Genomic DNA, 14,105 nt, shown 5'->3' with positions numbered 1-14,105 from the left:
AACAAAAAAGAGTGAGAAGTATCCAAACTTCCCACTCTTCTTTCATTGTTTTATATTCTCTTAATTAAGAATGTTTTCTCTTATAGCGGAATGTACTCTACGAATGCTTCCATTGCTTCGTATGAAGCCAGTCCTAACTGGTCGTACAAGACAGCAGTAGCATGGTTGCGGTCTTCACTGCGTTGCCAGAACAAACGTTCGTCGTTACCCAGGAACGGGGCGCTTTCCATCTGAGACTGATGTTTCAGGATAGAGTTGCGTTTTGCACGAAGTTCTTCCGGGCTGATAGGCACTGCCATTTCGATGTTTTCAATTTCCCATTCAGCCCACGCGCCACGATACATCCAGATACGGCAATCCTTCAGCCATTTGGCGCCTTCTTCTTTCTCGAGGTCGATAGCAGCGAATACGGCATCCGTACATACACGGTGTGTACCATGCGGGTCAGCCAGGTCACCGGCTACGAATATCTGATGAGGCTTCACTTCACGGAGCAGGTTACGTACGATTTCCACGTCTGCTTCGCTGATAGGATTTTTCTGAATCTTACCTGTTTCGTAGAATGGCAGGTCAAGGAAGTGCACGCGATCCAACGGAATATTATTATAAGAAGAAGCAGTGCGGGCTTCACCACGGCGAATCAGACCTTTGATAGTCAGAATGTCACGGCTGTCCATATCACCGTCTTTCTTATTTTTCAGGAAGTTACGTATTTCCGTATATTTCTCATTGATGATCTGATCCTCGCTATTATTGAAAATCTGATTGAAACCGTTGATGAAGTGCATGAAACGAACCACTTCTTCATCACCTACGGCGATATTACCGGAAGTCTCGTAAGCTACATGTACTTCGTGTTTTTGCTCTACCAGGCGGCGGAGTGTTCCACCCATGGAGATAACGTCATCATCCGGGTGCGGAGAGAAGATAATCACACGTTTCGGGAAAGGTTTGGCACGTTCAGGACGATAAGTATCGTCAGCATTCGGCTTGCCGCCCGGCCATCCCGTGATAGTGTGCTGCAAGTCATTGAAAATCTTGATATTTACATTGTATGCAGAACCATAAAGTGCCAGCAGTTCACTCAAACCGTTTTCGTTATAGTCTTTATTTGTCAACTTCAAGATAGGCTTGCCTGTCAACTGGCATAACCAGACGATGGCGCTACGGATCAGCTTGTCGTTCCATTCGCAGGAAGTCACCAGCCACGGACGTTGGATACGTGTCAGGTTCATGGCTGCCGAAAGGTCGAGAGCTACATGCGCGTTGTTGTGAGTTTGCAGATAAGATGCCGGAATCGTATCGGTGATTGCGCCTTCCACACATTCTTTAATCATGGCTGCCTTGTTTTCACCCCATGCAAGCAGATAAACCTTCTTTGCACCGAGAATGGTAGCTACACCCATCGTGATAGAACTGATCGGAGTATTGTCCATCGTTCCAAAAATCTTGGCTGCTTCATTGCGTGATGCATTATCCAGCAAAATCAGACGCGTGGTAGAATTCAGGCGGGAACCCGGTTCGTTGAATGCGATGTTACCTACACGACCGATACCCAGCAAGGCAATATCAATACCGCCGAAGCTTTCGATGCGTTGCTCGTACAAACGGCAATATTCAAAGATGGTATCTTTGGCAATGCTTCCATCGGGAGTGAATATATTCTGCTTGTCGATGTCGATATGATCCAACAACATACTCTTCAAAGCATTGAAGTTACTGTTGACTGCATCGGGAGACAACGGATAATATTCATACATATTAAATACGATCACGTTACGGAAGCTAAGCCCTTCTTCCTTATGCATGCGGATAAGTTCCGTATATACGTGTCTGGGTGAATCACCACCAGGAAGTGCCAATACGCAGAAGCGTCCTGCCTTTTGTTTTTCGCGGATGGTCTGTGCTATTTCGCGAGCAATGTAGTTAGCGCCTTCTTCCACAGACTCATAAATGTCAGTGGGAATTTTTTCGAGTCTTGTCAAGACTGATTTTTCAAAAGCATTCTCCGGTCTGTAGTATCTGGGGGAGACCCGGTGGAGACTGATTTGAGAACTAAGATTTGTTTTCATAAAGTTGTTAATTAAGTTATGTAAGATTAGCGTCCTTACGACTGTATTTACACGACAAAGATACAAAAGAAGTCTATATTAGTAACTACCAAGTTCTAGGTATTGTTGTCGTTTTAATCTGTTTTTAACATTTGTTTTGTTGCGTATCCGACAGATGAAATTCGTCGGCATCTTTCCATACCGGAAACTTTTCTCTGAATTGATTGAGAGAAGTCAGATTGAGTGCTGCCGTAGCTATTCCTTCCTGTCCGTCGGGCAGGGAAGCAACCTCTTCACCAAAAGCCGGGTAAACTTTGCTTCCACCGTTATATTCCAAATGGTATCCATCCGTTCCTATCCTGTTTACACCGCATACATAGCATTGGTTCTCGAGCGCACGGGCACGAAGCAGGGTATCCCACACGAGTCGGCGGGAAACAGGCCAGTTTGCTACATATATTAATAGGTCATATTCGTTGTTGACATTCCGGCTCCATACCGGGAAACGAAGATCATAGCAGACAAGCAGACAAATATTCCACCCGCGATAGGGGATGATGAGGCGTTTGTCACCGGCTGAAAAGTGTTCGGCTTCCCGTCCCATACGGAACAGATGCCGTTTGTCATAATAGAACTCTTCTCCTTCAGGAGTCAGGAAAAAGGCGCGGTTATAAAACTGCCCGTTATCTGTTGCTATATAACTTCCGCAGATAGCCAGTTGGAATTGCGAAGCCCATTGTTTGAGAAGGGTGATAGTCTCACCCGAGTTCGATTCTGCCAGTATTTTACTCTGCATACTGAATCCGGTAGAAAACATCTCCGGTAAAACAACAATCTCCGTTGTTCCACGAAGGCTTTGCAGCTTTTCGTGGAGCAAACGGAGATTTTCTTGTTTATTTTCCCAAACGATATCGGTCTGTACTATGGAAATACGGATAAGCTCCATAATTGAATACCTCTATACTTAATGTTTAAAGTTCGCCTAGAGCAAAATTTTCAGGATGTTTTCCTTTAAAATCCTTGAAATAAAGTTTGATTTCTCTCATGTCCTTATTGATGTCTCCCGATGGCATGATAGCTTTCGTTGCTGAGATTGTCTTCTTGCTATAATCAATCCCGATTAAGACAATAGGCACCTGAGCTTTCTGGGCGATAAAATAAAAACCTTTCTTCCAATTTGGATTCGCTTTGCGGGTTCCTTCGGGAGTGATAGCCAGGTGGAACTTTTTGCACTCGGCAAAATGGCGAACCATCTGGTCGACTAGAGAAGTCTTCCGGCTACGATCTACGGGAATTCCGCCCACTGCTTTGAAAAACAGTCCCAACGGAAAGAAAAACCATTCTTTTTTCATCATGAAACTTGTCTTACGGCCTAAAGCGCCATAAAATAGTTTTCCAATAAATAAGTCAAAGTTCGTTGTGTGTGGAGCGGCACATACCACGCATTTATCATAATTAGGTACCGTAACGTTTGTCTTCCACCCTAACAGACGGTAATAGATAAAGCTATAAATTGCTTTCTTCATTCTGCTCTTTAGTTCAATTTTCCGATAGCTTCAATAATCTCGTTAACCTTTGCATTAAAGTCTGCGCGGAATTTCTTATAGAAACCTTTCACATTACCCGGTTCGGTATGGCTGATACGGGTTACAAATTCATCCTGCATCTTCAGCACTTCAGCCATTAGCTCATCAGCTTTAGCTTTGTCAGTTCCGGGGATAAACATACTGTTGATTAAACACTCGGTGAATAATTCTCCTGCGATATAGTTTACGTTCTTTTTGAGTTCTCTTCTGCTTGCCATAATTTCTACATTTAATGGTGAATAATAAAAATACTTGCGGTAAAGATAGGCACTTTCTTTGATTCAGACGAATAAATGACCAAAAAAACATGATTCAAGCCTGCATCTTCTTACTGTATCACTAATTCACTCAAATAACCTCACCGGATTGATACTTAAGAATTGTTCGGTTTTCATTCCCCCTTCTCCGACTACGAAAGTAGCATACGGGTGATACATTTTGCGTACTTCTTCCAGTCCTGCATTATATTTTTCACTATTGCTTTTTACTTCTATAGCTACAATTCGATTTTTCTTTTTCAATATATAGTCTACTTCTTTATCTTTTTCTCTCCAGTAAAATACTTCATAATTGCCGGTAAATGCATTAGAAACAATATGTGCGCCAATCGCAGATTCAAAAATACGTCCCCATTCTTTTCTGTTAAGAATAGCCTCTTTAAAAGTCAAATCATTGTATACGGCTTTTAAGGCATTGTTGAATACCTGAAATTTTGGAGCGCTTGCTCTTTGACGTGATTTGTCTATTGCAAACTATTGTAAGCCGGTCAGTAAGCCGCTATCTCCAAGCAAGTTTAAATACCCTGCCAGTGTTGTTGTATTTCCGGCATCTTGTAATGAGCCTACCATTTTGGTCAAGGATACGATTTCACCGGAATAAGAAGTTCCTAATTCGAACGTTTGCCGTAATAACACCGGTTTGCTAATAGGAGAGTCGTATAAAATATCTTTATTGATAGTGGCATCTATGATTGCTCCATTGATATATTGTCCCCAGCGTTCTTCGTCTTTTATTAAAAAAGCAGCTCCCGGGTATCCGCCAAAATAGAGGTATTGTTCCAAACTCATGTCAAATGCATCCCGCATTTCCGGATACGACCAGTGTGTCATCCTTATCTCTTCAAAGCGTCCCATCATTGAGTCTGATAATCCTTTTTCCAACAACACACGTGAAGAGCCAAGGAGAACCACTTTCATATTGACATCATTGAATGTATCCGCATCCCATTCTTTTTTAACTACTTCGCTCCAGTTTTTTATTTTTTGGATTTCATCGATTATTAGAATAAATTCAGGTGAATCTTCTACCCGCATCTGTACTCTTGCTGTATTCCAACAATCTGAAATCCAAGATGTCTGTGTGGCGGGAATGTTATCTGCCGAATAGATTTGATACGGTAGATTCAGATCCTTGACAACTTGTTTGATGACTGTAGTCTTTCCAACCTGACGAGGTCCTAATACAACTTGCAGAAAATGTCGAGGTTCTTTTAGCCTTTCTGTAATAGTTTGATATTGAGCTCTTTTATACATGATTTCTATTATTTACTCAATGCAATGAGTACTTTTACTCAATACATTGATTTATTTTACTCAATGGATAATACAAATATACACAAATAGTTGCTTTGTACCATCTTAAATCTGCAATTCTTTATCTTTTATTACTCTTGGCAGGCTATACCCGAAAAGTTCGTTTCCGTACGGATTTGAATGTAAACTTACATCTATCATGTTTATACCACCAAAAACAGGGTATCTCTCATCAATAAAATAGCCGAATAAAGGTCGGATAGGCTCAAGATGGCTTGTTTTTGTTGCAATGAATCCATATAAATCCGACCTGAATGGCTCAATAACTCCACTTTAACGGCGATAAGTTTATAGCCCACATCTGTGTGACGAACAGCCTGCATATGTGGGCTGTACGGTTTACAGCTGCGGGCTGTACAGCCTGCATACGCGGGCTATAAAAAGATAACCGTTTCCAATGGATTATTAAGCTGCCAAATACAGGTTATCATCCTATAAAATGGATATTCTTGTGGCTTCATATGGGTGTTTTCCCCTGATACTACACTAAAGCGGATGCAGTATGGATATGATAGATACCCGTTTTTTACGGCAAAAGTATGATAGATACCTGTTTGGAAAGTTATCTATCATACTTATCATCCAGACAATTAGCATAATATAAAAATGAATGATAGTATGATAGATATTTTTTTTCATTATGTAGTATTTAAGTTGGCTGATAATCGTATGAACGATTAGAAATAATACCCTAAATTCACAAAACAACTTCCCTTATCCGTCTGATTGGAGTATCCCAATGAAATTTCCAGTGGCCCGAAGATGCTGTCCATTCCATAGCCTGCGCTGATGCCGAATAGCTGTTTACCCTTCAAAATCTCAAAGAAATTACTTTCCGTTAGTCCATAGTTTCCTGTCAGAGTGAGGTAATGAATAGAACCCATACGCTGTCTGAACTTTACGGACGCAATCATGAGAGTGTTGTCCATCAACTCCAGATTATTGACTCCCGCAAATGGCAATTGCTGTGGAATATAGAAACCGGGGACTTCGCCACCAATTGCGTTTTGCAAAGGATATGGGAATCCTTTTCCAATCAGGATACGTCCATAAATGGAAGGGATGACGGAAAAGCGGCGGGTAACGGGAATGACACTTGCCCATGATGCACTCAAAGCGGAAAACGGAGCGTGTTCATTGTATTGCGCCATATTATCCGTATAGAGTGAATAAGCGGCTTTGAAATCACTTCCTTTGGCAGGGAAATGTCCTTTGTCGTATGTATTATATTGTACCTGCGCAAAATAACTTAGAAAATGCTCCGATTCTACTTGCAGGTTCGTAAGTTCCGGTTTCTTGAACAGGAAATCTTTGTATTTATAATATTCGAAACGGAGTCCGAGCCCGAAACGGAAGTTCTTGTACCACACGTCGGAGAAACCAAATTCTGCCAAGTGGTATTTGTAGGTTGTATTGTAGGCACGGTCACCCTCTTCATAGATGTTGATATCATTGTATTGGAACATATATGAGAAGTTGAAGTTGCGTTGTTGCATCGGTTCGAGCGTATAGTCTACACGGGCGGCATACCGTTTTCCCAATCGTCCGGTAAGGGACAGGCGGGACGGGATACGGGTTTTGAGGTCTGCTGTTGCGTTGAGCAGCAGGGACGCGATTTCTTCCGAATCAAAACGGATACCGAGATTGATTCTTCTTTCATATTTTTCTTGCAACAGGAAGTTGAGCCGGTATCCTTCAGGCGTCTCTGTCAATGTATAACTGGCACCGGAATAGGATTGGCTGCCACGTAGTTGGTACAAAGCTTGTTCTATCTGTTGGGTTGAGATATTGCTGTTCTCTTTCAGGTTACATTTCTTCATCAACCATTTCTTGTCGTACACTTCTACGCCGGAAAATGAGATGTCTGTCACGTAGATGGTACGTACATTGGATAGAGAGGAATAAGGCCCGTGTTGCTTGGGCATATAATCATCCGCTATTCCTATCTTCTTTCTCAATGCGAGCAGAGAGCCCCATTGTGCCCTTGCCGCTTCTTCACCTCTTCTCATCAACGTGTCGATGGCGGCAGGTGTGAAACTGGCGGATGAATAACCATCCACGTTTACACGAATATAGGTATCTGTGAGGTCTACATTCTTTTCATGATTCGACTGGCAGGTAATATCTACAATCTGTCCTAAAATATCGGGAACACTATTCAGCTTATCCGCTGTTTTCAAGGCGTTTTGTACATCCACTCCGATAATAATATCAGCGCCCATTGCTTTTACCACATCTGCCGGGTAGTTGTTGACGATGCCGCCGTCTACCAATACCATGCTGTCTTGCCGTACCGGGGTGAATGCACCAGGGATAGCCATACTGGCACGCATGGCAGTAGAAAGTATTCCGTCACGGAATACGATCTGATTTCCGTTTACGATATCAGCCGCTACGCAAGCAAAGGGAATGGGAAGTTTATTGAAGTCGATAGAGTCATGATATCCCATCGTTAAGTCCGAGAATAGATTCGCAAGATTCTGGCCTTTCATGATTCCCCCCGAAGCTGCATCCTTAGGAGTTTTGGTGAAAGGTATGGAGATGACGAACTTTTCAGAGCGTTCACGATCAGTCAGTGACATGGCACTTCGTTTGACACGGTCACTGAGCAGGAATGTCCAGTTCTGTTTCCGTACCATACTGTCCAGTTGTTCCGGCGTGTAGCCGATGGCATAAAGACCACCCACAATAGCCCCCATACTGGTTCCGGCTATGTAGTCAATAGGAATACCGGCTTCTTCAATCACTTTCAATGCTTTGATGTGCGCCATTCCTTTGGCGCCACCCCCGCTCAAAACGACTCCTACCTTTTTTCGTTGCTCCTGAGAATGCAAAGAAAAAGGAAATAAGATGCAGATTGACAAAACCAATGTTGAAAAGATTTGTTTTTTCATTAGGACACGGTCTAGTGTTGTTGTTTTAATATAATACAAATGTAGGGCATAATTTGTTTAGTTGTTGAAATGGGAATTAAAAAAAATGTTCCAAAAGTCGGAAATGTGGATTATTTCTACACTTTATCCGGCAAATTCCACATTTTCACATCTGATATGGCAGAATATAACAGGCTGAATGCCAGTAAATAGTAGGTGTAAGGAATTTTGGCATGCAAATTGCATAAACAAGGAGTAGAGAACAAACATAAGTTAAATTTAATAATAAGATTCGATATGAGATTATTCTTTTCGAAACATGAGTTGAAACTGAGGAGAAAGAGAACCATTGCTGCTATTATCTGTGCGGTAGTTGTGTTGGGCGTGTACTGGATACTGACCCGACCTCAGAAGGCTGCACCGGAAATACCGACAGTTATTGTTGAACCGGTGGTGAAAGACGATGTAGAAATATATGGGGAATATGTGGGACGTATCCGTGCCCAACAGTTCGTCGAAGTACGTGCCCGTGTGGAAGGCTATTTGGAGAATATGCTTTTTGCCGAAGGTACGTATGTAAATAAGAACCAGGTTTTGTTTGTGATTAACCAGGACCAGTATCGTGCCAAAGCGGATAAGGCAAGGGCTCAGTTGAAGAAAGACGAGGCGCAGGCTTTGAAGGCGGATCGTGACTTGAAACGTATCCGTCCGCTGTTTGAGCAGAACGCTGCGAGCCAGTTGGACTTGGATAATGCGGAAGCAGCTTATGAGAGTGCCGAAGCAACCGTAGCGATGAGTGAAGCAGACTTGGCACAGGCGGAACTTGAATTGGGCTATACTATTGTCCGTTCACCTTTGTCCGGACATATCAGTGAGAGGAATGTGGATTTGGGTACATTGGTCGGTCCCGGTGGGAAGTCGTTGCTTGCTACGATTGTGAAAAGTGATACTGTATTGGTAGACTTCAGTATGACAGCACTTGATTACCTGAAGAGTAAGGAAAGAAACATTAACTTGGGACAACAAGATTCCACCCGTTCCTGGCAGCCGAATATTACCATCACATTGGCGGATAATACTGTTTATCCGTATAAAGGGTATGTCGACTTTGCCGAACCGCAGGTCGATCCTCAAACAGGTACTTTTTCTGTTCGTGCAGAAATGCCTAATCCGAAACAAGTTTTATTGCCGGGACAGTTTACAAAAGTGAAACTGTTGCTGGATGTTCGCGAAGGTGCTCTCGTCGTCCCTATGAAGGCGGTTACCATCGAAAAGGGTGGAGCTTATATTTACACGATGCGTAAGGATAATACGGCAGAAAAACGTTTTATCGAATTGGGGCCTGAAGTAGGAAACAATGTCGTAGTGGAACGAGGAGTGGCTGAAGGAGAGATGGTTATAATAGAAGGCTTCCATAAGCTAACCCCGGGAATGAAGGTGCGGGTAAGTCAGCCGGACACAGAAACGAAGGATAACGCGAAAGGAGAATAAACGATGAAAGTTACTTTTTTTATAGACAGGCCGGTCTTTTCGGCTGTAATCTCCATCGTGATTGTAATTGTCGGCATTATCGGTCTGACAATGCTTCCGGTGGATCAATATCCGCAGATCACGCCCCCGGTGGTGAAGATCAGCGCATCTTACCCCGGTGCGAGTGCGCTTACCGTGTCGCAAGCGGTAGCCACTCCGATTGAGCAGGAAATTAACGGTACGCCGGGGATGCTTTATATGGAATCCAACAGTTCTAATTCCGGAGGTTTTTCGGCAACGGTTACGTTCGATGTTTCCGCCGACCCGGATTTGGCGGCTGTTGAGATTCAGAACCGTGTGAAGCTGGCGGAATCCCGTTTACCGGCGGAAGTCATTCAGAATGGTATTTCAGTAGAAAAGCAGGCTCCCAGTCAGTTGATGACTCTCTGTCTGACGTCTACCGACCCGAAGTTTGACGAAATTTATTTGAGTAACTTTGCTACAATCAATGTGCTCGATGTGATTCGCCGTATTCCGGGAGTAGGGCGTGTCTCGAATATCGGTAGCCGCTACTATGCGATGCAGATATGGGCACAACCTGATAAGTTGGCAAATTTCGGACTGACCGTACAGGATTTGCAGAATGCATTGAAAGACCAGAACCGTGAATCGGCGGCAGGTGTGCTCGGCCAACAACCGGTGCAGGGATTGGATATTACGATTCCTATTACGACACAGGGACGTCTTTCCACAGTCGGACAGTTTGAAGATATTGTGGTGCGTGCCAATGCGAACGGTTCCATCATCCGGTTGAAAGATGTGGCGCGTGTATCACTGGAAGCTTCTTCATATACTACGGAAAGTGGTATAAATGGCGAAAATGCTGCTGTGCTCGGTATTTATATGTTGCCGGGTGCCAATGCAATGGAAGTTGCCGGCAGGGTGAAAGATGCGATGAATGAAATCAGCAAGAACTTTCCCGAAGGGTTGAGTTATGAGATACCGTTCGATATGACGACTTATATTTCCGAATCCATTCACGAAGTATATAAAACATTGTTTGAGGCATTGGTACTGGTGGTGCTTGTGGTCTATCTATCCTTGCAGAGTTGGCGTGCCACGTTAATCCCCATAGTGGCAGTACCTATTTCGCTGATTGGTACGTTCGGATTCATGTTGATTTTTGGTTTCTCACTCAATATATTGACATTGCTCGGATTGATTCTAGCTATCGGTATCGTTGTGGATGACGCGATTGTGGTAGTGGAAGGCGTGGAGCATATCATGGAAACGGAAAAGCTGAGTCCTTATGAAGCGACAAAGAAAGCGATGAACGGACTCGCCAGTGCATTAATTGCCACTTCTTTGGTATTAGCGGCGGTTTTTGTACCTGTCAGTTTTTTGAGTGGGATAACGGGACAGTTATACCGTCAGTTTACGGTGACGATTGTAGTGTCCGTACTTATCTCTACGGTGGTAGCTTTAACATTAAGTCCTGTCATGTGCTCTCTGATTCTAAAGCCGGATAGCGGGAAGAAGAAAAACATTGTTTTCAGGAAAATCAATGAATGGCTGGGTATTGGCAGTAATAAGTATGTAGCTGCTGTAACCCGTACTATCAAGCATCCCCGTCGGGTATTGAGTGCTTTCGGAATGGTATTGATTGCTATCTTGTTGATTCATCGTATTATCCCTACAAGTTTCTTGCCTATAGAAGACCAGGGATATTTTAAGGTAGAACTTGAATTGCCGGAGGGGGCTACGTTGGAACGTACGCGTGCCGTGACCGACCGTGCCATTGCTTACTTGGAGAAGAATCCGTATATCGAATATATACAGAATGTGACAGGAAGCAGTCCGCGTGTGGGAAGCAGTCAGGGGCGTTCGGAACTGACAGTTATCCTGAAACCCTGGGAAGAACGCAAGAACACCAGCATCGAAAAGATAATGGATACAGTGGAAAAACATCTCAAGGAATATCCGGAATGTAAAGTTTATCTCTCCACTCCGCCGGTGATACCGGGATTGGGTACTTCGGGCGGTTTTGAAATGCAATTGGAAGCCCGTGGAGAGGCTACTTTTGATAATCTGGTAGAGGCGGCGGACACATTGATGTATTATGCTTCCAAGCACAAAGAACTGACCGGTTTGTCTTCTTCGTTGCAATCGGAGATACCGCAACTCTACTTTGATGTAGACCGTGATAAAGTGAAGATGCTGGGTGTACCTTTGGCGGACGTGTTTTCTACCATGAAAGCCTATACTGGTTCGGTGTATGTGAACGACTTTAATATGTTCAACCGTATTTATAAGGTATATATCCAGGCGGAGGCTCCTTACCGTGAGCATAAGGATAATATCAACTTGTTCTTTGTGAAAGCGTCCAACGGAGCGATGGTGCCGCTGACTTCTTTAGGAAATGCATCCTATACAACAGGACCGGGCAGTATCAAACGTTTTAATATGTTTACTACAGCTGTTATCCGTGGAGCCGCCGCGCAAGGATACAGTTCCGGGCAGGCGATGGAGATCATGGAGCAGATTGCCCGTGACCATCTTCCCGATAATATCGGTTTGGAATGGAGCGGACTCTCTTATCAGGAGAAACAGGCGGGCGGTCAGACCGGTATGGTGATGGCATTGGTGTTTTTGTTTGTATTCCTCTTCCTTGCTGCTCAGTATGAGAGTTGGACGGTGCCTATTGCAGTATTACTTTCTTTGCCTGTTGCTGCTTTGGGAGCTTACCTGGGAGTATGGATTTGCGGATTGGAGAATGATGTATATTTCCAGATTGGTCTGGTCATGTTGGTGGGACTTGCCGCCAAGAATGCCATCTTGATAGTGGAATTCGCAAAAGTCCAGGTAGATAAAGGAGAAGATCTGATACAGTCGGCTATTTATGCAGCTAAACTGCGTTTCCGGCCGATTCTGATGACCTCATTGGCATTCGTTCTCGGCATGCTTCCGATGGTATTGGCAAGTGGTCCCGGTTCGGCAAGCCGGCAGGCGATTGGTACGGGGGTATTCTTCGGAATGATATTCGCCATTGTATTTGGTATCATTCTCGTGCCGTTCTTCTTTGTGATGGTATATAAAACAAAGTCGAAAATCTTAAAACATAAGAAATCATGAAACGAAAGAAACTATATATTGCCGTCTTATTACTTGCAGGAGTCTTGACTTCTTGCAAGGTAGGAAAAAGCTATGTCCGTCCCGATCTTCATCTGCCCGATAGCTTGGCGCAACATCAGGATTCAGTCAGCTTCGGCGACCAGGATTGGAAAGACATATACACAGATGCAACCTTGCAGAACTTGATAGAACGTGCACTGGATCATAATAAAGATATGCTGATTGCCGCTGCCCGTGTACAGGAAATGGCTGCGCAGAAACGAATCTCTACTGCGGCACTGCTACCGGATATTAAAGGGAAAGTGACTGCAGAACGTGAATTGGAGAATCATGGGGGAGATGCGTTTAAAAAGTCGGAAACCTTTGAAGCTCAGTTTTTAGTTTCGTGGGAACTCGACCTTTGGGGAAATCTGCGTTGGGCGCGTTCCGCCAGTATTGCTGAATATCTGCAATCCATAGAAGCGCAACGGGCACTCCGTATGACCATTGTAGCCGAAGTGGCGCAGGCTTATTATGAACTGGTAGCTTTGGATACGGAACTGGACATTGTAAAGCAAACATTAAAAGCCCGTGAAGAAGGAGTCCGCCTGGCACGCATCCGTTTTGAAGGGGGATTGACTTCGGAGACTTCTTACCGTCAGTCACAAGTGGAATTGGCGCGTACGGCAACATTGGTGCCGGACTTGGAACGTAAAATCTCTTTGAAAGAAAACGATATTGCTTTTCTTGCAGGGGAGTATCCTAACAAGATAGCCCGTTCCCGTTTGCTTCAGGAGTTTAATTCTCCCCAAACGCTACCGGTAGGACTACCGTCCACTTTGCTGGAACGTCGTCCCGATATCCGTCAGGCGGAACAGAAATTGATTGCCGCCAATGCGAAAGTAGGAGTGGCTTATACGAATATGTTCCCACGTTTGGCACTGACCGGTGGTTTCGGTACGGAGAGCACTTCTCTGTCCAGCCTTTTGAAATCTCCCTATGCCGTTATGGAAGGAGCTCTGTTGACTCCTATCTTTGGTTGGGGGAAGAATCGTGCGGCACTGAAAGCGAAGAAAGCGGCTTATGAAGCCGAAGTACACAATTATGAGAAGTCTGTACTGCAAGCATTCAAGGAGGCACGTAATGCTATTGTAAATTTCAACAAGATAAAGGAAGTGTATGAGCTTCGTGCCAATCTGGAACGTTCGGCGAAGAGCTATATGGATCTTGCGCAGCTTCAATACATCAACGGTGTCATCAATTATCTGGATGTACTGGATGCCCAGCGTGGATACTTCGACGCACAGATAGGTTTGAGCAATGCGATTCGTGACGAGCTGATTACTGTTGTGCAACTTTATAAGGCTTTAGGCGGTGGTTGGAAACAATAGCTTTTAACTTGTTTTTGAGGGAATAATGCAG

Annotated in this window: 8 protein-coding genes and 1 pseudogene; 3 read left to right on the top strand and 6 right to left on the bottom strand. The window is 44.0% G+C overall.

From position 1 onward, the window contains the following. Positions 1–80: 80 nt before the first annotated feature. From AB5443_RS01550 to AB5443_RS01525, 6 genes and pseudogenes are all read right to left on the bottom strand, one after another. Complete coding sequence (locus AB5443_RS01550; RefSeq protein ID WP_022139506.1) at positions 81–2,072, bottom strand: glucosamine-6-phosphate deaminase; 1,992 nt, start codon at positions 2,070–2,072, stop codon at positions 81–83. A 124-nt stretch (positions 2,073–2,196) separates the two neighbouring features. Next, positions 2,197–2,997, bottom strand: coding sequence for an amidohydrolase (locus AB5443_RS01545; RefSeq protein ID WP_073348314.1), 801 nt, complete (start codon positions 2,995–2,997; stop codon positions 2,197–2,199). A 25-nt stretch (positions 2,998–3,022) separates the two neighbouring features. Further along, positions 3,023–3,577, bottom strand: a complete 555-nt coding sequence (locus AB5443_RS01540) for a 1-acyl-sn-glycerol-3-phosphate acyltransferase (protein WP_277130803.1) — start codon at positions 3,575–3,577, stop codon at positions 3,023–3,025. Positions 3,578–3,585: 8 nt separating this feature from the next. Beyond that, positions 3,586–3,855 carry a hypothetical protein gene (locus AB5443_RS01535; protein WP_022139503.1) on the bottom strand — a complete coding sequence of 90 codons (270 nt, stop codon included), beginning with the start codon at positions 3,853–3,855 and terminating at the stop codon, positions 3,586–3,588. 126 nt (positions 3,856–3,981) lie between these two features. Then, positions 3,982–5,169 (bottom strand): annotated as a pseudogene (locus AB5443_RS01530) (ATP-binding protein). Positions 5,170–5,906: 737 nt separating this feature from the next. Beyond that, the gene (locus tag AB5443_RS01525; protein ID WP_277130801.1) at positions 5,907–8,123 is read right to left on the bottom strand and encodes a patatin-like phospholipase family protein; all 2,217 of its coding nucleotides are present in this window, start codon (positions 8,121–8,123) and stop codon (positions 5,907–5,909) included. Positions 8,124–8,399: 276 nt separating this feature from the next. Here AB5443_RS01525 and AB5443_RS01520 point away from each other — a divergent pair, with 276 nt between their 5' ends. Genes AB5443_RS01520 through AB5443_RS01510 form a run of 3 tightly spaced genes read left to right on the top strand, consistent with a single transcriptional unit; the run spans position 8,400 to position 14,074 of the window. Further along, positions 8,400–9,593, top strand: a complete 1,194-nt coding sequence (locus tag AB5443_RS01520) for an efflux RND transporter periplasmic adaptor subunit (protein WP_044653821.1) — start codon at positions 8,400–8,402, stop codon at positions 9,591–9,593. Positions 9,594–9,596: 3 nt separating this feature from the next. Continuing rightward, positions 9,597–12,704 (top strand): efflux RND transporter permease subunit, encoded by a 3,108-nt coding sequence (locus tag AB5443_RS01515; protein ID WP_044653822.1) that lies wholly within the window; start codon positions 9,597–9,599, stop codon positions 12,702–12,704. Further along, positions 12,701–14,074: an efflux transporter outer membrane subunit gene (locus AB5443_RS01510; RefSeq protein ID WP_277130798.1), complete on the top strand. Its 1,374-nt coding sequence runs from the start codon at positions 12,701–12,703 to the stop codon at positions 14,072–14,074. Before AB5443_RS01515 ends, AB5443_RS01510 begins: the two co-directional genes overlap by 4 nt. Positions 14,075–14,105: the final 31 nt, after the last annotated feature.

Origin of the sequence: Bacteroides sp. RTP21281st1_H5_RTP21281_210402 (genome assembly GCF_040918965.1) — a bacterium.
GTDB classification, from domain to species: Bacteria; Bacteroidota; Bacteroidia; order Bacteroidales; family Bacteroidaceae; genus Bacteroides; species Bacteroides congonensis.
The sequence above is the reverse complement of the archived record's forward strand: the minus strand, read 5'-3'. Positions and strand labels throughout refer to the sequence as shown.

Coding starts and splice junctions, on each gene's coding strand:
- AB5443_RS01550 (WP_022139506.1), bottom strand. CDS start 2,072: ATGAAAACAAATCTTAGTTCTCAAATCAGTCTCCACCGGGTCTCCCCC.
- AB5443_RS01545 (WP_073348314.1), bottom strand. CDS start 2,997: ATGGAGCTTATCCGTATTTCCATAGTACAGACCGATATCGTTTGGGAA.
- AB5443_RS01540 (WP_277130803.1), bottom strand. CDS start 3,577: ATGAAGAAAGCAATTTATAGCTTTATCTATTACCGTCTGTTAGGGTGG.
- AB5443_RS01535 (WP_022139503.1), bottom strand. CDS start 3,855: ATGGCAAGCAGAAGAGAACTCAAAAAGAACGTAAACTATATCGCAGGA.
- AB5443_RS01525 (WP_277130801.1), bottom strand. CDS start 8,123: ATGAAAAAACAAATCTTTTCAACATTGGTTTTGTCAATCTGCATCTTA.
- AB5443_RS01520 (WP_044653821.1), top strand. CDS start 8,400: ATGAGATTATTCTTTTCGAAACATGAGTTGAAACTGAGGAGAAAGAGA.
- AB5443_RS01515 (WP_044653822.1), top strand. CDS start 9,597: ATGAAAGTTACTTTTTTTATAGACAGGCCGGTCTTTTCGGCTGTAATC.
- AB5443_RS01510 (WP_277130798.1), top strand. CDS start 12,701: ATGAAACGAAAGAAACTATATATTGCCGTCTTATTACTTGCAGGAGTC.